Annotated in this window: 19 protein-coding genes; 12 read left to right on the forward strand and 7 right to left on the reverse strand. The window is 42.9% G+C overall.

Translation table 11 applies throughout. The features are described 5' to 3' along the window. The first annotated feature begins 92 nt into the window (after positions 1-92). Both FHS68_RS16195 and FHS68_RS16200 read left to right on the forward strand, forming a co-directional pair. A complete protein-coding gene (locus tag FHS68_RS16195; RefSeq protein WP_167271948.1) occupies positions 93-962 on the forward strand; it encodes a hydroxypyruvate isomerase family protein in 870 nt (289 codons plus the stop codon). Positions 963-1,210: 248 nt separating this feature from the next. Then, positions 1,211-2,557: a hypothetical protein gene (locus tag FHS68_RS16200; protein WP_167271950.1), complete on the forward strand. Its 1,347-nt coding sequence runs from the start codon at positions 1,211-1,213 to the stop codon at positions 2,555-2,557. Positions 2,558-2,589: 32 nt separating this feature from the next. Here the strand turns inward: FHS68_RS16200 and FHS68_RS16205 are convergent, their stop codons facing one another. After that, positions 2,590-4,065 carry a tetratricopeptide repeat protein gene (locus FHS68_RS16205; RefSeq protein ID WP_167271952.1) on the reverse strand — a complete coding sequence of 492 codons (1,476 nt, stop codon included), beginning with the start codon at positions 4,063-4,065 and terminating at the stop codon, positions 2,590-2,592. A 72-nt stretch (positions 4,066-4,137) separates the two neighbouring features. Next, positions 4,138-6,783 carry a DNA gyrase subunit A gene (gene gyrA, locus FHS68_RS16210; protein ID WP_167271954.1) on the reverse strand — a complete coding sequence of 882 codons (2,646 nt, stop codon included), beginning with the start codon at positions 6,781-6,783 and terminating at the stop codon, positions 4,138-4,140. Positions 6,784-7,064: 281 nt separating this feature from the next. On the opposite strand from gyrA, the gene FHS68_RS16215 reads away from it, so the two are divergent. The 6 genes from FHS68_RS16215 (at position 7,065) to FHS68_RS16240 (ending at position 13,858) form a co-directional block, all read left to right on the forward strand. Further along, a complete protein-coding gene (locus FHS68_RS16215) occupies positions 7,065-8,369 on the forward strand; it encodes a GntT/GntP/DsdX family permease (protein ID WP_167271955.1) in 1,305 nt (434 codons plus the stop codon). Between the two features lie 105 nt (positions 8,370-8,474). After that, complete coding sequence (locus FHS68_RS16220; RefSeq protein WP_167273318.1) at positions 8,475-8,951, forward strand: RidA family protein; 477 nt, start codon at positions 8,475-8,477, stop codon at positions 8,949-8,951. Positions 8,952-9,019: 68 nt separating this feature from the next. Next, positions 9,020-10,132, forward strand: coding sequence for a D-TA family PLP-dependent enzyme (locus FHS68_RS16225; RefSeq protein WP_167271957.1), 1,113 nt, complete (start codon positions 9,020-9,022; stop codon positions 10,130-10,132). 23 nt (positions 10,133-10,155) lie between these two features. Beyond that, on the forward strand, positions 10,156-11,226 hold the full coding sequence (locus FHS68_RS16230) for a dipeptidase (protein ID WP_167271959.1): 1,071 nt from the start codon (positions 10,156-10,158) through the stop codon (positions 11,224-11,226). Between the two features lie 254 nt (positions 11,227-11,480). Next, positions 11,481-11,732: a hypothetical protein gene (locus FHS68_RS16235; RefSeq protein WP_167271961.1), complete on the forward strand. Its 252-nt coding sequence runs from the start codon at positions 11,481-11,483 to the stop codon at positions 11,730-11,732. 407 nt (positions 11,733-12,139) lie between these two features. Further along, positions 12,140-13,858, forward strand: a complete 1,719-nt coding sequence (locus FHS68_RS16240) for a tetratricopeptide repeat protein (RefSeq protein ID WP_167271963.1) — start codon at positions 12,140-12,142, stop codon at positions 13,856-13,858. 368 nt (positions 13,859-14,226) lie between these two features. Here FHS68_RS16240 and FHS68_RS16245 read toward each other — a convergent pair whose 3' ends face one another. Beyond that, positions 14,227-14,682 (reverse strand): nuclear transport factor 2 family protein, encoded by a 456-nt coding sequence (locus FHS68_RS16245; protein WP_208408330.1) that lies wholly within the window; start codon positions 14,680-14,682, stop codon positions 14,227-14,229. Between the two features lie 119 nt (positions 14,683-14,801). Between FHS68_RS16245 and FHS68_RS16250 the strand changes: the two genes are divergently transcribed. Together FHS68_RS16250 and FHS68_RS16255 are read left to right on the forward strand one after the other, a co-directional pair. Then, positions 14,802-15,209: a DUF1801 domain-containing protein gene (locus FHS68_RS16250; protein WP_167271965.1), complete on the forward strand. Its 408-nt coding sequence runs from the start codon at positions 14,802-14,804 to the stop codon at positions 15,207-15,209. 74 nt (positions 15,210-15,283) lie between these two features. Next, complete coding sequence (locus FHS68_RS16255) at positions 15,284-16,123, forward strand: hypothetical protein (RefSeq protein WP_167271967.1); 840 nt, start codon at positions 15,284-15,286, stop codon at positions 16,121-16,123. A 6-nt stretch (positions 16,124-16,129) separates the two neighbouring features. Here FHS68_RS16255 and FHS68_RS16260 read toward each other — a convergent pair whose 3' ends face one another. Next, on the reverse strand, positions 16,130-16,582 hold the full coding sequence (locus FHS68_RS16260; RefSeq protein WP_167271969.1) for a DUF1569 domain-containing protein: 453 nt from the start codon (positions 16,580-16,582) through the stop codon (positions 16,130-16,132). Between the two features lie 200 nt (positions 16,583-16,782). On the opposite strand from FHS68_RS16260, the gene FHS68_RS16265 reads away from it, so the two are divergent. Next, entirely contained in the window at positions 16,783-17,097 is a 315-nt protein-coding gene (locus tag FHS68_RS16265; protein WP_167271971.1) for a helix-turn-helix domain-containing protein, read from the forward strand. A gap of 75 nt (positions 17,098-17,172) precedes the next feature. Here the strand turns inward: FHS68_RS16265 and FHS68_RS16270 are convergent, their stop codons facing one another. Next, complete coding sequence (locus FHS68_RS16270) at positions 17,173-17,622, reverse strand: GNAT family N-acetyltransferase (RefSeq protein ID WP_167271973.1); 450 nt, start codon at positions 17,620-17,622, stop codon at positions 17,173-17,175. Between the two features lie 60 nt (positions 17,623-17,682). Between FHS68_RS16270 and FHS68_RS16275 the strand changes: the two genes are divergently transcribed. Then, the gene (locus FHS68_RS16275; RefSeq protein ID WP_167271975.1) at positions 17,683-18,450 is read left to right on the forward strand and encodes a class I SAM-dependent methyltransferase; all 768 of its coding nucleotides are present in this window, start codon (positions 17,683-17,685) and stop codon (positions 18,448-18,450) included. Positions 18,451-18,452: 2 nt separating this feature from the next. Here FHS68_RS16275 and FHS68_RS16280 read toward each other — a convergent pair whose 3' ends face one another. Together FHS68_RS16280 and FHS68_RS16285 are read right to left on the reverse strand one after the other, a co-directional pair. After that, the gene (locus tag FHS68_RS16280; RefSeq protein WP_167271977.1) at positions 18,453-19,748 is read right to left on the reverse strand and encodes an MFS transporter; all 1,296 of its coding nucleotides are present in this window, start codon (positions 19,746-19,748) and stop codon (positions 18,453-18,455) included. Further along, positions 19,748-20,386: a bifunctional 4-hydroxy-2-oxoglutarate aldolase/2-dehydro-3-deoxy-phosphogluconate aldolase gene (locus tag FHS68_RS16285; RefSeq protein ID WP_167271979.1), complete on the reverse strand. Its 639-nt coding sequence runs from the start codon at positions 20,384-20,386 to the stop codon at positions 19,748-19,750. The genes FHS68_RS16280 and FHS68_RS16285 overlap by 1 nt, the downstream gene beginning before the upstream one ends. Between the last annotated feature and the right edge of the window lie 26 nt (positions 20,387-20,412).

The following is a 20,412-nucleotide window of genomic DNA, read 5'->3' on the forward strand; positions in this document are numbered from 1 at the left end:
AGATAGTGATGCTGCGGAAGCGGCATCACTTCTTTTTTACATGGGATTTCTGCTACGAGATCCAAATCGAAATCACTTTAACAAAATCAATTATGGCAAACAGACGCTCTGCATTAAAAAATATAGCAACTGGAACAGCCGGAGTTCTTTCTTTGTCAGATGTTTTTGCTGCCAATAAGAAAGTGCTCGGTCCCAAGCTGAATGGTAAAATTAACCATTCAGTTTGCAAATGGTGTTACGGCAAAATTCCATTGGATACATTCGCTCAGGAATGCAAGCAAATGGGAATTGCATCCGTAGAATTGCTTGGACCGGAAGATTGGCCAACCCTAAAAAAGTATGGCTTGACTTGTGCCTTGCCAAATGGCGCAGGCATGGGAATAGAAAAAGGATTCAATGATCCGGCATTGCACGACGAGTTGGTCAAAAGTTACGAGGACATTTTTCCAAAATTAAAAGAGGCGGGTTACACCACGGTCATTTGCTTTTCAGGAAACCGGAGAGGAATGTCGGATTACGATGGGATGCGCAACTGCGCCGTTGGATTACGTAGACTAATGCCATCTGCAGAAAAGTATGGGGTTACCGTAATTATGGAGTTATTGAACAGCAAGGTCAATCACAAAGACTATATGTGCGATCACACAGCCTGGGGCGCTGGACTTTGTGAAATGGTTGGTTCTGAGAAATTCAAATTGTTGTATGACATTTATCACATGCAAATTATGGAGGGCGACGTGATTGCGAACATTCGTCAGTACCATAAGTATATTGGCCATTATCATACAGGTGGCGTACCCGGTAGGAACGAAATTGATGAAAGCCAGGAATTATACTATCCCGCAATCATGAAAGCAATTGTGGAAACAGGCTTCAAAGGATTTGTGGCTCAGGAGTTTATTCCGAAACGCGATCCGCTGGCTTCATTGAAACAGGGTGTTCAGATTTGTGATATTGCCTAAGAGATTCTGCAATACCAAGCATAATAAAAATTGGATGATATAAAACTGTGAAAAGTTTTTATTCATCCAATTTTTTGATTTTCAGCCATATAGAAGCATATTGGGTCTAGCTGCAAGCTCTTAGGTTTCAACAAAAGATAATTTCTGTAATGTTATACGGATATGCACAAATCTAAGCCCCAGACAAATGTTAGATTTTTGTTCTATAATTTATATTATGTTAAATAGATTATCAAGGCCTTCGCGCTATGAAACTAAGCTATACTCAACGATGGAGTCTTACCCTACCTGTCTTCCTGATCGTAATTGCGTGCCGATTTTATTACGTTGAAAAATACGCAGTCGCTTTACCGTACTGGGATCAATGGGACGGCGAAGGAGATTTGCTATTACGTGCTTGGATTGAGAATCGTTTAAAACTCTTGGATCTCTGGCAACCACACAATGAACACCGCATATTTCCAACCCGGATATTATCGCTGCTTATTTTTCTGGTCACTGGCGAATGGAATAATCTCACCGAAGCGCGCGTCAATATTTTACTTGCATCAGCAATCCCCGCTTTGTTGATGTGGCTATTCTTTCGGGATACCTCGTCTACCAAAATCAGACTTTTTATCATTCCGGTTATTCTTGCTCAGTTTGCCCTTCCGTTCTCATTTGAGAATTTATTGATAGGTTTTCAAAGTCAGTTCTACTTCTTGATACTCTTCACTTTATTCGCGCTTATACTGGCGGCTTACAAGCACGAAAACGTTTACGCGATCACTGCGATACTTTTCCTATGCGTTTTGAGTGTCTTCACCATGGGCTCAGGATTGCTTACACCCATTGCCGTCTGCTGCGTTTACATTATTCACCTGTATGAAAAGCCTGATTACAGATCCCGCAATATTCTGATTTCCATCACTTTAATAGTCATTGCCATTGGGGGCTATCTGCTCATTCCGCAAATTCCAGCGAATCAGATTTACCGCGTAAGAAATATTTTCGAGATTATTAATGCAACCGGCTACATTCTAAGCTGGCCGTTTATGAGTACCCAATGGGCTGCCTTGATCCTTTGGTTACCTGCCACCTTGATGATCCCAGTCCTTGGAATTCCTAAAAAAATGACCCGCATCGATTTAGTAATGACCGGATGTTTTGTCTGGTCATTTTTACAGGCATTGGCTATTGGTTTTGGCCGTGGTCAGGAACTGACGGAGGTTGCCTCGCGATATACCGAACTTTTTACATTAGGTCTTATAAGCAATGCATGGTTTGCCTGTCGGGCCATCGAACATTTGAAACAATATCATTTGCGCTGGGTCGCGCTAATATTTTTTGTTATGCTATTTTTTGGACATGCTGCCCGCATTGGCGCGGATATGCATGATATCAGACGCAACCACCGATTGTCGGTGATACAAACCAGGAACGTTTGTATGTATTTAAAAACTAGTGATAAGAAATTCCTTCAAACCAAAAAATGGGAAATCCCCTTCCCTGACCCTGTTCGCTTGCAGAGTTTGCTGGATAATCCTACGATCCGCGAAATACTACCAAAACCTATGAGCAATTACATCCGCAAACAAAAAAACGGCGCCAAATAAATCCAGCGCCGTTTCTCATCATGAATATCGAATTATGGCTCGTCTACACAAGCTACACCTTTACTTGTAAATTGCTCCAAAACACCGTTTACAGTTGTAAGTGTTTCTTTCGCTTCGGCTTCATCCTTCGCTTGTATTGCTTTTTCGAAGTAAGGCTTGGCTTTCTTGAATTTTCCACAAACACGGCCTTCTATTTCTTTACCACGTTGCTGATATTCAGTCATATTCATGTTATCAACTTCACCTTTCAATAAAACAGCCTCGTTGAAATAGAATACGCCTAGATTAAAAAGTGCATCGTAGTTAGCCGCATCCACTTCCAAAACCTTCTTGTAATTGGTTATTGCTTTTCCACTAGCCTCAGTCTGTTTTGCTTTCAATGTCGCCAGGCTTTTTTCCATACCAGCTACATCATTTCCTTTCGCAGCTTCCTGAGCAGCGGTAATTTCACCCTGCATTTTAGTAATGGCTGCGAGACTTTCTTTCTTTTTGGCATTAACCTCCGAAAGCTGGCGTTTCAGATCTGCGTTTTTAGGCTGCTTCTTGATCAAAGCTCCAATACGCTTAACTTCGCCATCATAAACCTCGATTTTACCTTTTTCACTTTCGATATTTTTGGTAATGCTGGAAGATGCGTTTGTTCCCGTGCCCATTTTAACCTTAATCTGCTTTATACTATCAGCAGCGGTCCTTTGCATATTGTCATACAAAATAGCCAGGTTAACCATATTCTGCGTATTCTTTGGGTCTGCGGTTGCCAATGCTTCCAATTCTTTAATGGCCTGATCTTCTTTTCCCGAAGCTAACAGTATGTTAACGATTTCAGCTTTAAGATCCTTATTGTTAGGTGATTGAGTCAATCCCTTATTCAAAGTTTCAATGGCTTTATCAAAATTATTTTCAGCACGGTAAAGTTGCGCTAAACCATAGAATACACTTGGATCTTTTCCACCGTTAGTCGCATACTTTTCGAACTGATCTCTTGCAATATCCTTTTTATCAAGCTGCTGAGCTGCAATTCCACCATATAGCGATGCCAGGGTATCTTTTTTGTTGATTTCCTGAGCTATGGTAAACATTTCTAATGCTCCTGCGAGGTTTTTCGCCTGGTACTTCTCAGCACCTTGTCTCACAAATGCATTGAAAAGGTTTGTTCCTTCTCCTCCATCCAAACTGGTTTGGGCTTCCTTGGCAGACTTGCCTGGCTCCCCTTTTTTGGTTTTGTCAAGTTCAACAACTTTTTTATAGGCTTCATATGCAGTCTTTGCTGCACTTGAATCTACCTGTGATGCCTGAGAAGCGATGTTTTCATACAATTTCGCTCTTTCCATCCAAAATGCAGCTTTTGCACTACTCTTCGGATCTGTGACATCTTTATCGCTTTTTTCTTTGTCTTTCCGGAATCCATCTACCAATAGCTTAGCAGCAGGGTCCTCCTTTGCAGCATCCTGCGCGAATGACGCAAGGCTGAAAAGGCTGAGGGCAGATGCAAAAAACAGTTTTTTCATAAATTTTTACTTTGGTTGTGATTGATTGTTAGAGTCCTAAATATAAACCAATTAATATAATTTTTACAAAAATCATGCCTCTGGCTCATCCAAAGGATCATTTTCATCTTCTTCATCATCGATTATGTCCTCATCCTCGTCAGCATCCGGCTCCTCCGTTTCATCCAATCCATCGGTAATCAGAATGTCCTCGTCCGTTCCACTAATCACGGTTGCAACTGTCTTGATAATCACATTTCCGTCCTCATCCAGTTCCTCTGCTTTTTCGTCGGGATCTTTCAAAATTCTTGTTACAGAAGTTATTTCATCTGAATTGTTAAGGCGGATCAATTTCACACCCTGCGTATTCCGTCCTGCAAGTCTGATATCCAATACACTCATTCTAATCGCAATACCATTTCTGGTGATGATCATCAGATCGTCCTGCTCAGTAACTTCGCGGATTGCGACCAGTTTACCCACTTTGTCGGTCGCATTCATGGTAGATACTCCCTTACCACCGCGTTTGGTAATGCGGTAACTATCTATATTTGAACGCTTTCCAAATCCATTCTCGGATACTACCAGCAATTGTGCATCTTCTCTGTTGATACAAACCATTCCGATCACTTTATTGCCCGGATCGGTGAGATTGATGCCTCGAACCCCGGCTGCCGTCCTGCCCATTGGCCTGACGCCTTTTTCGTTGAAGCGAACCGCGCGACCTGCACTTGAAGCAATCACGATATCATTATCACCATTGGTCAAAGCTACATTCAGCAGGCGGTCACCCTCGTTAATGGAAATTGCAATGATACCATTCGTACGTGGACGAGAGTAAGCTTCCAGCAAAGTCTTCTTGATTGTGCCCTGTTGCGTGCACATTATGAGGTAATTATTGTTGATATAATCCTCATTTGTCAAAGTCCTGACGTTAATTACGGAACGAATTGAATCTCCGCTTTCCAGACTGATCAGATTCTGGATCGGGCGACCTTTGGATGTTTTGCTTCCCTCAGGAACCTCATAAACCTTCATCCAGAACAACTTACCGTTTTCTGTGAAAATCAAAAGGTAGTTCAGCATTGTTGCTGAAAACAAATGCTCCGTAAAATCGGTATCCTTGGTTTTTACGCCGCGTGAGCCTACCCCACCCCTTGTTTGTGTGCGATATTCGATTAGTGGTGTTCTTTTAATATAACCTTCGTTCGAAATGGTAATTAGCATTTCGTCATCCGCGATCATATCCTCATCGCTAAACTGTTCAGCTGCAAATTCAATTACAGTCCTGCGCTCATCACCATATCTATCACGAATCTCCGTCAACTCCGTCTTAATGATGTCATACTTCCGGAATTCATTGGCGAGGATATCCCTTAAATCGGTAATCAATACCATGATTTCCTCATATTCCTTGATAATCTTGTCTCTTTCAAGACCTGTCAAACGTTGCAACCTTAATTCAAGGATCGCTTTCGCCTGAATTTCGGATAACGCGAATTGCTCGATCAGACCTGTTTTCGCCGTTTCCGGATCACGTGCATTACGGATCAGTGAGATTACGGCATCCAGATTATCCAATGCGATCAGCAACCCTTCCAGAATGTGTGCGCGTTTTTCTGCTTCCCGGAGTTCATACTCAGTCCTGCGGGTAATGACTACAATCCGGTGATCTACATAATGTTTAATAAGGTCTTTCAAATTCAACATGACTGGCCTGCCTTTCACAAGTGCCACATTGTTTACACCAAAAGAAGATTGTAGTGGGGTGTATTTGAAAAGGTGGTTCAGTACAATGTTAGGGATCGCATCTTTTTTGAGGTCAAAAACGATCCGCATACCATCCCTATCCGATTCATCACGGATGTCCGAGATACCATCCAGCTTTTTATCATTAATCAAACCGGCAATGCGTTCAATCATTGCCGCCTTATTGGTCATGTAAGGTATTTCGGTAACTATTATCTGTTCCCGGCCTGTTTTGGAAACTTCAAAATTCGTTTTGGAACGCATGATAATGCTACCGCGACCGGTTTCCATTGCAGACCTCACGCCCTGGTATCCATAGATTATTCCACCCGTCGGAAAATCTGGCGCCTTTACGTGCTCCATCAATTGCGGGATTGTAATCTCATTGTCATCAATGTAAGCCAGAACACCGTTTACAACCTCTGTTAGATTGTGCGGGGCCATGTTTGTGGCCATACCTACCGCAATTCCTGAAGAGCCATTTACTAGTAAATTGGGGAATTTCGCGGGAAGAACGGTTGGCTCGCTTAGCGAATCGTCAAAGTTCGGCTGGAAATCGACGGTATCTTTTCCCAGATCATTAAGCAATTCGTCCGCAATTCTTTTCAGTCTTGCTTCGGTGTACCGCATCGCCGCCGGATTGTCACCGTCAACAGAACCAAAGTTACCTTGTCCGTCGACGAGCGGATATCGCAATGACCACGGCTGGGCCATACGGACCATCGTATTGTAAACCGAAGCATCACCATGCGGGTGATATTTACCCAAAACCTCCCCTACTATACGAGCGGATTTTTTATGGGACCTGTTGTAGTTAACGCCAAGGTCCGACATTCCATAAAGCACGCGTCTGTGTACAGGTTTCAAACCATCGCGAACGTCGGGTAAAGCGCGGGAAATAATAACTGACATCGAGTAATCGATGTACGCACCGCGCATTTCATCCTCAATATTAATTGGGATTATATTTTCACCAGAAGATTCTGCCATAAAGTGTTAGAAAAGAATCAGAAATTGTTAAGCGAGAGATTGAAATTATTCAACTACCCAAAAAATTAGTACAATATTATCAGTAACAAAAGGTCAAATTTCGCGATTTTAAAGCACTCTAACAAACTATACTGAGTCCTATTTTGCATTCGGCGCATATGTGTGTGATATCGCGACTTTTAACGCAAAAACCGGCCATGGAAAACTAAATTCGCATGCATCATTAAATTTTTGTTCCTTCCAGCTTATAACGTTAAGCTTACTTTTTCACCAAATCACCTATGCCCTTATTACTAACATTTATCGCCATTCTTACCCTCATTGTCCTCATTGCCTGGCTAAAAATTGACACGTTCATTTCCTTCCTGCTCGTATCAATCGGACTTGGTTTGGCTAGCGGTCTGGATGTGGAAACGGTAAGTAAAGCGATTCAGAAAGGCGTCGGAGGAACGCTTGGCGACCTGGTATTAATTGTAGGTTTTGGGGCAATGTTGGGTAAAATGGTGGCAGATAGCGGTGCCGCCCAACGAATTACGGATGCACTAATCGGACTTTTTGGTCAAAAATATATTCAATGGGGAATGGCGCTCGCTGGTTTCATTATTGGAATTCCATTGTTTTATAATGCAGGTTTTGTCATTGTAATCCCGCTCATATTCATGATCAGTGCAACAGCGCGCCTCCCGCTTCTATATGTAGGAGTCCCTATGCTGTCTGCTTTATCGGTTGCGCATGGATATCTGCCGCCGCACCCCTCCCCAGCAGCCATAGCCAGCCAATTAAATGCAGATCTTGGAAAAACACTTTTTTACGGGATCATTGTCTCCCTTCCTGCCATCGCAGTTGCCGGGCCCCTTTTCGGAAGGACATTAAAAAGGTTTCAGCCCAAGCCAGATGAAGATCTTTTTAATGTAAAACCCAGACCTACCAACGAACTTCCCGGACTGGGAATAAGTGTGGTTACAGCCCTCCTACCCGTCTTTTTGCTAACTACCATGTCAGGTGTCAAACGCGTTTATCCTTCAAATAAAATAATAGGATTGCTTGCAGAACCCTACTTCGGAATGCTCGTTTCTGTTCTTTTTGCGGCTTATGTCCTTGGAATTCTTCGTGGTATGAGTATGAAAAAGGTTAGTAAATCCATGGAAGAAGCGTTCAAGGGAGTTTCCGTTATTCTGCTGATCATTGCGGGTGCCGGTGTCTTCAAAGAAATTATGACCGCCAGTGGCGTAAGCACCTTCATCGCCGAAAGCCTGAAAGGAATTGACATTTCGCCCTTGTTACTAAGCTGGGGCATTGCTGCCGTGATCCGGGTTTGCGTTGGTTCTGCAACCGTTGCTGGCCTAACGACGGTAGGCATACTTTCACCGCTGCTTGTGAATTCGGCGGTACCTCCCGAATTGCTAGTACTCGCCATTGGATCAGGAAGTTTGATGTTCTCTCACCTTAATGATGGTGGCTTCTGGCTATTTAAAGAATACTTCAACCTGAGCATTAAAGACACGCTGCTTACCTGGTCGGTAATGGAAACAATTGTGTCTATCATGGGATTGATCGGCGTTTTAGTGCTAAATTTGTTCATCTGAGTTAATCAAATCTATATTCTGCCGCCTTGTTGACGACTTTTCACAAAGCCTGTCCGGAATTTTTCAATCTAATCTCGCTGGCTCACGCCAACATTCTCGAACATGATGGATAACACTCCTGAATCAAACTTTGCCCAACTTGGGCTTACCCTACCTCCCGCGCCAAAGCCGTTGGGCGTTTACAAGCCACTTCTCATTGTCGACAAGCGCTGGGTGTACGTGTCCGGGCACGGTACTGTACAGGAGGATGGTACATTGATCAAAGGCCGCATCGGAAAAGATATGGATGCCGACCAGGGAAAGTTGGCAGCCCGTCAGGTTGGACTTGCTATTCTGGCAACATTAAAAGCCAATCTCGGGAGCCTTAACCGTGTGAAGCGTGTAATTAAAGTTTTAGGAATGGTCAATTGCACGGCTGACTTTGAAAAACACCCGTTCATTATCAACGGATGCAGTGAATTGTTTTCAAAAATTTGGGGTGAAGAAAATGGCATAGGCGTCAGAAGCGCCGTTGGAATGGGTTCTCTACCCGACAATATTCCAGTAGAAATTGAGGCGATGTTTGAGCTGGAAGAAAAGTGAATGAGTGAATAAAATGAATTCACTCATTGACTCATTCAAAATTAACTCACCCATTCAACATTCCACCTATGCCCTGGTTTCAGCTTAAAAATCCGGAGGCGGTGATATCGCCCTCTTTGCTCTTTTACAAAGAACGCATTGAAAATAATATCCGGAATATGATCAACATTGCAGGTGACGCCGATCGGCTGATCCCCCATGTGAAAACTCATAAGACCTCCGAAATCGTCAGAATTCAACTCGAACAAGGGATAAGCAAATACAAATGCGCCACCATTGCCGAAGCCGAAATGCTTGCTGCGTCAGGTGCGAAATGGATATTGCTTGCCTACCAGATGGTTGGCCCCAACATTACCCGCCTTTTCAAATTAAGGGAAATATATCCCTATGTCGTCTTTTCTTCCCTAATCGATAACGAGAAATCCGCCAGCGACTTAAATGCCGCGTCGTTGGATAATGGCATGATATCTACAGTATTTTTGGATGTTAACAATGGCATGAACCGATCAGGGCACATTACGGACGAAACCATACTTTCTCTTTACAGAAATCTGACCGGATTGTCGCATGTAACGGTTACGGGCATCCATGTATATGACGGTCACATTCGAAATGGGGAATTTACCGAGAGAAAATTGGCCGTGGATGAAGCATTTGACAAGGTACTTCCACTATTCGATTTAGTGAGAAACGACATCGGAAGTGAACCAATGGTTATTGCCGGAGGATCGCCATCTTTCACAGTTCATGCCATGCGGCCAAATGTTTACCTGAGCCCTGGTACCAATGTGCTTTGGGACTGGGGATACGGCGACCGTTTCGATGGACAACCTTTTGAACATGCAGCGGTAATCTTAACTCGCGTGATTTCCAAGCCGACACACGGAATGGTGACTATTGATCTCGGGCACAAAGCGATCGCAGCAGAAAATCCAATTGAAAATCGATTGAAATTGTTGAACCTTCATGGATATACGGTATTGAGCCAGAGCGAAGAACATGGTGTTTTGGAAGTATCCAGCGACATCTGGGATTCTATTGAGATCGGGCATGTTCTTTATGCGATACCCTACCACGTTTGTCCCACCGTTGCCTTGCACGACTTTGCAACCGTCATCGAGAATGGCAATATCGTTGCCGAATGGAAAATTACAGCTCGCAGCCGGAGAATCACAATCTAACTTAAATTCTTAATCGATCATCAATGTTCCTATTTGATGCCCACCTGGACCTTTCCATGAATGCTGTGGAATGGAACCGCGATCTGACACAAGATCTCATGGCGATTCGTGAACGCGAAAAAGGTATGACTGACAAGCCCGACCGTGGTAAAGGAGTTGTAAGTTTTCCTGAGATGCGAAAAGGTAAAATTGGAATGTGCGTTGCTACGCAAATAGCCAGGTTCGTAAAGCCAGATAGTCAAATCCCCGGCTGGCATTCGCAGGCTCAGGCCTGGGCACAAACACAAGCACAGATTGCCTGGTACAAAGCCATGGAGGATGCGGGCGAAATGGTACAGATCACTAATCTTGCCGCTTTGCAATACCACATGCACCTCTGGCAAACCGCTGATTCGACTGAAAATTTGCCCATTGGATATATTCTGAGCCTGGAAGGTGCGGACTCTTTGATCAGCCTCAACAACCTTGAAATCGCATACGGATATGGTCTGCGGGCGATCGGACCGGCGCATTATGGGCCTGGGGTCTACGCCTACGGAACTGATTCCGACGCGCCATTAACGCAGAAAGGCAAAGACCTTCTCACGGAAATGGATGCTTTGGACATGATCCTGGACGCAACACATTTGTGCGATACCGCATTCTGGGAAGCATTGGATATTTTCAAAGGGCCAGTTTGGGCGAGCCACAATCTGGCACGGGCGATTACGCCGCATAACCGTCAGTTTTCCGATGAAATGATTAAAGTCTTATTGGAAAGAAATGCGGTAATCGGAATGGCGTTTGATGCGTGGATGATGATTCCAGGCTGGATCCGAGGTAAGTCGACACCTGAAAGCACCGGACTAAAAATTGAACATATCGTAAATCATATCGATCACATTTGTCAGCTAGCAGGCAATGCAAATCATGTAGGGATCGGTTCTGACCTTGACGGTGCATACGGAAAGGAACAGTCTCCTGGAGATCTGGATTCGATTGCTGATCTTCAAAGCATCACTACATTACTTGCAGGTCGTGGCTATTCCAAGGAAGATATTGAGCAAATAATGTGGCGCAACTGGATTAATTTTTTGGAAATAAACTGGGACTGAACCTGTTAGCGATAAATTCGGCTAGATTTATTAAATCTAATATTTTCTTAATATTATAATAAAAACAATATCAGAAAAGCTTTGCAAATTGCGCCCAGCATTGCGAAGCTTTTTTTTATTTTAGGTGGTTTGCAACAATTTCGACTGCTTATTTGTAGCTGTTATCAATAAGTGTTGTATTCAGAAAATGTTACGGCGCATGAATCGAACGGTACCCCAGGCTTTTGATTACCTATTATTTTCAGATTAAAACAATGAGCAAAACATACAAGATTTCATTTCGGACGCGCATCAAAAATAATAAGTCCTTTCAGAAATTACATGACTGCCTGAAGCAATTAAATGTTAAACACTGGGCTTACGATTTTCAGGAATACCTGCTCACACTCACCTCAGAATTATCGGATTTTAGTTTAATCCAGGCCACGTTGCGATCGGCAGGTTATGTCTGTCATTTTATCAAGCTTGAGAATCTTGATGAGACAGGAAATTTCTCCCTAACCTGAAAGGATCACACCTTTTCAAAGCAAATAAATGTGGTCATGGATTCCTTCATGCTTTGACGATAGTCCGGTTTTATATTAGCTTAGTGTCGGCAACCTCTTTCATCATATTACAGGAATCAGCCGCTCCGCCAAGGTCCGGCCGGGCAGAGCATCAGAAATGACTTTGCAAGCAAATTACTTTGCTGTTTTCCGTAAAATAATGTGATGGATGAACACAAATACGGGTTTTTTGTAAACCTTAGATTAGTCAAGGACTACAATCATGTAATCGCAGATTAATGCTGTGCCACTCTTTGTTGTGGGTTGCGGGCGGTCAGAAATGACCGCCATTTTTTTGAATCCGGTTTTAGTGTAACTTTCCTTTTTCATATCATTATCTAATTTCGTATCCCCTTCTTTTTGCTCAAATGAAGAGACTCGTTCAGAGGCATCCTATTTTAATTTTTACCTTTCTGACCCTGCTCTGCCACACGGGACAAGCGCAATTTGATAATTGGATCAACAAACCGCACGCGGCACGTTATCAGCAAATCAGGACTTACATTACCTTAAACGTACTCGGAACCGACACTGCATCGGCTTTTCAATCGATTGCACGACTCAAAACTGTCGCCGAAAAGGCCGGAGATGATGACTTAATACTTGAAGCCGATTATATTCACGCCCTCCTCACCGCTGAAATATTAAGTATCCCAAGACGAAAAGTGCTGATGGAAATCAGCCGGCTTATTTCAAAGGCCGAAAAGGAAGACAATCTTCAAATACAAATACGCGCAAGGATTCTGCTCAGGCATTACTACTGGTATGTGACCAAAAATTATGAAAAGGGTTTTGAAGAGTATTTCAAAATTTACCCTTTGCTTCAAAAAACGACTGGAAAAGAATTCCCTGAAAAATCAGTAACCCTGGCGCAAATGGGTGAAGCGTATTATTTCTTTGCAGACTATAAGAACGCCATCAATTATTCAAGGCAAGCATTGAATGCAGAAGTGATTTTTGAACATCGTGGCGTACATAACACTGCCATGAACACAATAGGGCTAAGTTATGTCAAAGAAGGAATGCTTGACTCAGCGGATTATTACTTCAATAAGATACTGCATAACGTTGGAATCGGTGACTACGACGTGTGGAAAGGCATTGCTCAGGGAGACCTGGGGCAGACGGCATATTTAAGAGGAGATTATGAAAAAGCAATACCGCTGCTATTGGGAAATACTCACCAAGCCGTTATTATTTCCGACTTTGATCAGGCAGCCAGATCGATGACCTTGCTGAGCGATATTTATTTCAGACAAAACAGGCTTCCGGATTCTGAATCTGCGATGAAAAAAGCCCGGGAATTTGTGCAGCGGTCAAGGATATTGAAACCATTAGAGCAGCTTTTCCAAGTGTATGGTAAAGTGTATGCCGCTCAGGGAAACATAGCGCTTACAAATGTGTATTTGGATTCGGCAAATAAAATGCGAGACACATTTGCCAAAGAATTCAATTCAATCCAAATGCTCCGGGCTACCGAAAGGTCAAAATTGCAGGAACATCGGGCAGACATGGAACACATGTGGGCCGAAAGGCAAATCAAAACGCTGGAAAGAAACATCCTCCTGATCTTAATTGTACTGCTCATATTTGTAGCGCTCTATTTTTACAAAACCTATTACTACAAGGCCCGTGAAAAAGAGCGTATTGTAAACGATCAGTTGAAAAGAGCGGAACAAGAACTTGCTTTTGCCGGCATTCAGCTGGAAGAATTCACCCGCAGTATTTCCGAAAAGAATCAGCTCGTGGAAGAACTTAGTACCCGATATGGCATTAGTCCTAATGATGATGCGGTTCAGGAACTGCAGAGAATTACGATTTTAACGGATGATCAGTGGGAGTATTTCCGCGGCCTTTTTGAAAAAATTCACAAAGGATATTTGTCACGCCTGAAAGAAAAACTGCCAGGACTTACCCCGGCGGAGATCCGTTTTATGGCATTGGCAAAACTAAATCTCAGCTATAAGGAAATGGCCAGTACACTGGGCATTTCTGTTCAGAGTGTAAGGGTAATCCGCCACCGGCTGCGTAAAAAGCTTAATCTTCCCGAGGAAGCGGATCTGAAAGATGTGGTAGGCTCTATCTAACCAAAATCTTTATTGATCCGTTTTACCAATTAAGGGTTTCATTGTCAGCGTTATAACAAATTGGAATGTTTTTGAAATGCCATTATTTCTTCATTTTACATAGCTATTTCTACATTTGATACCGATGACCTAGCCCGTTGAAAATATGAGACTCGTAAAATCCAAGTATTTCCTTTTGCAGTCGTTACTTCTTATCATTCTGCTTTTTCTCACGTACTTCAGATGGAACAATAGCAGACTTGGGCACGATTCAAAAAAAGAAAAATATAACCCGGCCTTTTCCCAACAACTCACAATTCGTTAATTCTCCTTTCCTATCAGCAATTGAATTAAAGTCGGCCCGCTAGTCGGGCCGACCGTTTTTACAATCATGCAACAATTTTGACAGCCTGGCGGGCAATTAAAACCCATTTGCTACCCTGCTTTTGCCAAACCTGCAGAACCTTGATGTTGGCAGTTCCCGGCCCTTTCCCGGCGTCATTCGTTTTTGCTGTCAAAATATGCCGAACGATGGCAGAATTGCCGATGACCTTAATAGTTTGTTCGGTAAGATCCATTGTCACAAAGTCATATTTCAGGCTCATCAGCGACTCCACGAACGTTTTTTGGTCTTCTACCAAACCGTTGGAATGGCCGTAACTTAGGTCTTTCGAAGAAATTTCTTCTAATCCTTTTTGGGTAGGTTCGACAAGCAGCGCCTTTAATGATTCAACTGCTTTTGCAACTTCTGTTTCTTCTTTGGTCTGCGCCATGCTCATTTGGGTAATCATTAGGAAAGTGAATATCAAAGAAAATGTCTTTCTTAGCCGGAGTCTTGATTTCATGTTTTTCATTTAGTTTTAATAAGGTTAAAAACTGCATTCAGGATTAAAAATAAACACTGGCTCTTCTTTACTTATCAGACACAACATTAGGTTAAAGCAATTTACCTCAAAAAACCACCATGGCCGAGCAAAAGAATAAATCCGTCCCTAAAACGCGCGCACCGAAACTCACTGACGCCGAGCAGGTTTCAATTTTCATGGACCATCTGGACCATCCGTTAAAAGCTGAAATAGAGGCATTACGGATCATTATTAAAAATGTACACCCCGAAATTTCAGAACGTGTAAAATGGAATGCGCCCAGCTATTACACCTCTGCAGACTTCCTGACCTTCAATCCGCGCATGACGAACAAGGTGCATTTGATATTCCACCACATCGCCATTGTCGATATCAAGTCACCGTTATTGGAAGGAACTTACAAAGACAGGCGTATGACGTATTTTGAAAATATGGCAGATGTTGAAGCGAAAAAACCTGAGTTAGAAAGGATTTTGAAGGAGATTGTGGGCGTAATGGAGAAGTAAAATGCAATCTTGTAACCTTTCGTATATCATTTTATATTTATATCTTACCTATGAATTATTTTAACCGGCTGGCTGTGAAAAAATTACTCTACCTGTTTGCAGTCATATCCTTTCTTGCTTGTAAAAACGAGAAAGATGCAGATCCTGATCTCTCATTTCTCGATAAACAGCAGGCCCCATTTGGCAGGGTAAGTGTGGACGTCAAACTTCGGAAACTGCTTTACAACGGACGTTTGCTGGCCGAATACATTTACGAAGGCGATTACTTTAGTCAGGAAAAAAGGTATGCGACTTTCGCTGTTCCTGCTCATTATGGTACAGGAAGCTTCAAAAGAAATGCGGGTATCCCAGAATCTTTTGAAATGGTGTCCGCCTTTGTTTCGCCGGAAGGTGGTTGGGTTTCTACCGATTTCAAGCCTACTTATAATCTTAAATTCAGCCCCGCTGCCAATGATTCGGTAAGAAACATTGTTGAAGAATACTTCACTTACCCACAAATCAGCTACAAGGATTATACTTTCGATGGAAATGGCTTTGTGATCAGAGAATCTCAAACCAAGAAAAGTGCTCCGCAAATTAATTATCATGCGGTTTTCAGCAGGGATGCACAACACAATATCAGGGAGAGCCTGGGTACTATTTATGACCAAAACGGAAAAAGCGGGCTAGTTAAGTTTGATTACGATGATCATCCCAATCCGTTCTTTAAAATGGGCATAGACTGGCAGGGGCAAATGTCTGTCAGTGCTTTCAGCCCCAACAACATTGTCCGCGAAACCCGGATCGGACCTGATGGCGTACCGTTTCACATTAATTATACCTACGAATATTTCGCGAATGGATATCCGGAAAAGGTCAGTGTCAAGGCTGATTTGCCTCTATCCCAGGCATATACCATTGAATTTATTTATTAAATCTCGTTAAACGCCAAATTGGGTCAGGTGATGTTCGAGATGTTTGTTAAACATTACATTCCATTCAGCTACCGTAAGTTTCCCAAATGAAAGTGATTCCTTACCATCGAAATAAGCAGGGCCCAGTTCGACAGATTTTATGAGGTAACCAATGAGTCGGCTTTTTTCGGTTTCAAAGTCCCTCGGTGTTGTGATCAAAAATGCTGGTGCAGTCTGGCCATTCTTTTTATAAGGCTTGTCACCGCAAACAGTATCTTTTACAAACAGCTTCAAAATCAATCTCATGAATGCATTGGGTTTTTGGTGCTTATCCTCAAATGCCATTTCATATGCCACATTCAAGTGGGCCAGCATCTGAGGTGCATTCATTTTCCCCCAAAGCGATTGGGTGGTCGGCGTTAATTTGTTGATGCGACTGATTAATTTCTCAGATGTTTCAGCGAGGAAGATGTTTTCCATAGGTCGAATTAGGTTTGTTACTAAATAGTAAGTTATGAAAAGATCCATTCACTCAATCATGGTGGACGCCCGACTGCTTCTTGAACCGTTGCAAAAATTTAGAAAATTGTAAAAAAAATGAGATGACAGTTTCTTTGTAACGAAACTATCTGTACTTTTAAAGCGGGGTAACAATGATCCAGAAACTAACCGGAATAAAGATGAAAACTTTCACACTTGATGAAGTCCAGGACGAAATGATTGGCAAAATTGGCACGCCTGCCCGCGATAAATTTGAATATAACTTGCAAATCGACCTGGTTGGCAAAGCCATCAAGCAGACGCGTCTGGAACGGCAGCTCACCCAAGAGGAACTTGGGAAATTGATTGGCGTTCAGAAGGCGCAGATCTCCCGACTGGAAAGTAATGCAGGCAATGTTACCATCGACACTCTAATGCGGGTTTTTGCAGCCTTGAAGGCGAAGGTCCAACTACATATTGAGTTGCCTCATGTGAGTGTTAGTATCGAGAAATAGGGTTTTTGAGTATTTTGAGTACTAGTTAAACTTTGTCGTTGGCTTGTAATGTATCGGATTGAGTGATAGGTAAGGCTATACGAGCTTTTCAAAACAGACGCTATTTTCCACGCCAATATACTGCCCATAATTAGGAGTGACCTGATAACCATTTTTGTGATAAAGCGCAATCGCCTCATACTGCCTTTTGCCGGTTTCCAGCACACACCGCTCGTAACCCAGTTCCTTCGCCCAATTTTCTAGTTCAATAAGCATTTGAGAAGCGACTCCCTTATTTCTTCCGGCAACGGAAACAAACATTCGCTTGACTTCAATTGCCTTTGCATCGAAAGGTTTTAAAGCGCCACAGCCAAGCGGGTCTCCCTCTTCGTAAAAGACAACAACATACCTGATCTTGTCGATCTTATTATATTGGGAGTAAAAAGCGTGTTCGTCCCCGTCTGTAATTGCGAGATAAGCATCCAATTCTTTTACCAGCGAAACAAAATCAGGATGGTCAAAGTCAGTTCTTATTATATTGCTCATTGTAGTTAAAGGATGTATGCTTTTTCTTGCCATTTAAAATTCCTAACAAAATTACCAGTCATGACCATCAGGGAGCTATTTTACAACCATGAAGGAAACCTTATTCACAAATGGGACCATTACTTTGATATCTATGAAAAGCATTTTGCAAAATATCGCGGTCAAAAGGTCAATATGCTGGAAATCGGCATTTCTCATGGCGGGTCGATGCAACTTTGGAAAAAGTATTTTGGTGACCATGCACACATTTATGCCATCGACATCAATCCTGACTGCAAGAAACTGGAAGAAGAAAATACGACAATATTTATTGGATCTCAAAGTGACAAAGGCTTTTTGGAACGGGTGAGCAAAGAACTGCCTGAGCTCGACATTATCATTGACGACGGTGGACATACGATGAATCAGCAACTTACCTCGTTTGAAGCATTATATCTCAAAGTAAAAGAGGGAGGATTATATATTGTAGAAGACACACATACCTCCTACTGGACGGAGTTTTACGGCGGATTGAAAACGCCAGGTACATTCATAGAACACGCCAAACATCTGGTGGATACGCTCTATGAAAGCCATATTCACGAAAAAGATGCCATCGCATTCGATGAAATCACCCGACACATTTACAGCATTACATTTTACGACAGCGTGGTGGTTTTTGAAAAAGAATTGCGCAAGAAGCCTTTCCACAAGCAAGTCGGAAACATGACAATCATCCCGTACGTACCAGAGGAATTAAAAAAAGAAACTTTTTGGGATTCAATCAGGAATTATTTCAACCCAAAAACAAAACACAGCTTCGAAGAGAATGATGGAGGGTTTGTATAATCTTATTGCACTTCGTTCAATTCTACAACTTTTGGCGTTCTTGTGAGCAAATGGATGATCAGCCAGGCGACGAGATATGTAAATCCGCAAATGGTGAAAATGATGTTATAGCCGCCAGCAAGATTTCCGGCGGCCTTATAAGTATCCAGCAAGCTTCCAATCAGGATCGGGAATAGTATCCCTCCTACCGCACCAGCCATCCCGCCAATCCCGACAACGGAACTCACTGCCTGTTTTGGGAAAAGGTCGGATGGCAATGTAAAAACATTGGTCGCCCAGGCCTGATGCAATGCTACCGCAAGACTGATTAAACCGACTGCAACCCAAACGTCACCTGCAAATTGGATAAGGATCACTGATAATTCAAGAAATGCAAAGGCCAGCAAAACTGTTTTTCTCGCCCGCAATGTCGGCCAGCCTTTTTTGATCAGCCAGGACGAAAGATAACCTCCGCCAATACTTCCAACTGTTGTCGCGGTGTAAATAAGCATTAATTCAAGACTTGGTTTTTTGAGGTCAAGGTTGAATGTTGAAGCGAAATAAGATGGTAACCAAAACAGAAAAAACCAGTAAATCGGATCAATAAGGCCTTTTCCGGTAATATAGGCCCAGGTTTGTGGGAATGTAAAAAGCTTCGCCCATTTGATAGGCTGTTTCTCGGCTTCGTTCTCGTCCTGATCCTGCCCGCTGGTAATGTAATGCAGTTCTTCCGCACTCAATCTTTTTTGTTTTGCAGGAATATCATAAAATATAATCCAGAGTAGCAGCCACACAAAACCCAATGCACCGGTAATCCAAAACACTTCCTGCCAGCCATAACCGGTTAATATCCAGGGAACAAGAATTAAAGCAACCACAACGCCTACACTCGTTCCGGCATTAAATAGCCCGGTGGCAAGCGCACGCTCCTTTCTTGGGAACCATTCTGCCACCGTTTTCACTGCAGCCGGATAATTTCCAGCCTCTCCCAGTCCAAGGCCAACACGTGCCAATCCAAAGCCAAATGCGCTTCTCGCAACCGCATGAAGCATTCCAGCAATACTCCAAAAAACAATGGTAAAAGAATATCCCGCTTTTGTACCAATTTTGTCGATTAGCCACCCGAAAAAAAGTAATCCCAGCGCATATGCTGCTGTAAATGCCATTACGATGCGTGCAAAATCAGTTTCTGTCCAGACAAACTCTTTTTCCAGGATGGGTTTTAAAAGACCGATAATCTGGCGATCCAAATAATTTATGGTAGTTGCAGTAAATAACAGGACCACAATCAGCCAACGGTAATTTTTGGTTTTGCCCATTAAAAGGAGAGTTTTTGAACGAATTGCCGGAAGTGGTTTTTCAAACCCTCCCAATTTTTATCCTCGATCAATTTCTTGTCAAAAAGCTGTCCGCCAATACCAAGCCCATTTGCACCCGCTTCAAGGAATTCAGACATATTTTCCAATCCCACGCCTCCGGTTGGAAGCAGTTTGAGCTGATTCATTGGCGCTTTCAGATCTTTGATGTATCCGGGACCCAGGGAAGTTGCCGGGTAAATCTTCACCATAGTAGCTCCCAGTGTCCAAGCATTGTAGATTTCAGTTGGCGTAAATGCGCCTGGGAAAATGGGTATGTTCTTTTTTACACAAGATTTAATAACCCTTTTATTGATGACGGGCGTGACGATAAATTGTGCACCTGCCTCCAGCGCAGCTTCCAGATCATCCTTCGTACAAACCGTTCCGGCGCCAATATTTAATCCCTTACCCTCATTTTCAATTGCATACCTGATCATCTCCGTAGCACCCGCTGTATTCATTGTGATTTCTACGGTCGTTAACCCCGCTTCCCGGTAAATCGGCAGGATCTGCTTTAAATCTTCCAATGCTACATTCCGGATGATCCCTACCAGCGGCGCCTTGCTGAAAAGCGCTTCCGAAAACCTATTTTGACTCATGGTGCGACTTTATTCGATGTTAAGCT

The sequence above is a fragment of the Dyadobacter arcticus genome, assembly GCF_011762185.1.
Taxonomy (GTDB): Bacteria; Bacteroidota; Bacteroidia; order Cytophagales; family Spirosomataceae; genus Dyadobacter; species Dyadobacter arcticus.

Coding starts and splice junctions, on each gene's coding strand:
- FHS68_RS16245 (WP_208408330.1), bottom strand. CDS start 14,682: ATGAAATCAAGACTCCGGCTAAGAAAGACATTTTCTTTGATATTCACT.
- FHS68_RS16270 (WP_167271973.1), bottom strand. CDS start 17,622: ATGAGCAATATAATAAGAACTGACTTTGACCATCCTGATTTTGTTTCG.
- FHS68_RS16220 (WP_167273318.1), top strand. CDS start 8,475: ATGGATAACACTCCTGAATCAAACTTTGCCCAACTTGGGCTTACCCTA.
- FHS68_RS16240 (WP_167271963.1), top strand. CDS start 12,140: ATGAAGAGACTCGTTCAGAGGCATCCTATTTTAATTTTTACCTTTCTG.
- FHS68_RS16200 (WP_167271950.1), top strand. CDS start 1,211: ATGAAACTAAGCTATACTCAACGATGGAGTCTTACCCTACCTGTCTTC.
- gyrA (WP_167271954.1), bottom strand. CDS start 6,783: ATGGCAGAATCTTCTGGTGAAAATATAATCCCAATTAATATTGAGGAT.
- FHS68_RS16215 (WP_167271955.1), top strand. CDS start 7,065: ATGCCCTTATTACTAACATTTATCGCCATTCTTACCCTCATTGTCCTC.
- FHS68_RS16280 (WP_167271977.1), bottom strand. CDS start 19,748: ATGGGCAAAACCAAAAATTACCGTTGGCTGATTGTGGTCCTGTTATTT.
- FHS68_RS16205 (WP_167271952.1), bottom strand. CDS start 4,065: ATGAAAAAACTGTTTTTTGCATCTGCCCTCAGCCTTTTCAGCCTTGCG.
- FHS68_RS16225 (WP_167271957.1), top strand. CDS start 9,020: ATGCCCTGGTTTCAGCTTAAAAATCCGGAGGCGGTGATATCGCCCTCT.
- FHS68_RS16275 (WP_167271975.1), top strand. CDS start 17,683: ATGACCATCAGGGAGCTATTTTACAACCATGAAGGAAACCTTATTCAC.
- FHS68_RS16285 (WP_167271979.1), bottom strand. CDS start 20,386: ATGAGTCAAAATAGGTTTTCGGAAGCGCTTTTCAGCAAGGCGCCGCTG.
- FHS68_RS16195 (WP_167271948.1), top strand. CDS start 93: ATGGCAAACAGACGCTCTGCATTAAAAAATATAGCAACTGGAACAGCC.
- FHS68_RS16250 (WP_167271965.1), top strand. CDS start 14,802: ATGGCCGAGCAAAAGAATAAATCCGTCCCTAAAACGCGCGCACCGAAA.
- FHS68_RS16235 (WP_167271961.1), top strand. CDS start 11,481: ATGAGCAAAACATACAAGATTTCATTTCGGACGCGCATCAAAAATAAT.
- FHS68_RS16260 (WP_167271969.1), bottom strand. CDS start 16,582: ATGGAAAACATCTTCCTCGCTGAAACATCTGAGAAATTAATCAGTCGC.
- FHS68_RS16265 (WP_167271971.1), top strand. CDS start 16,783: ATGAAAACTTTCACACTTGATGAAGTCCAGGACGAAATGATTGGCAAA.
- FHS68_RS16230 (WP_167271959.1), top strand. CDS start 10,156: ATGTTCCTATTTGATGCCCACCTGGACCTTTCCATGAATGCTGTGGAA.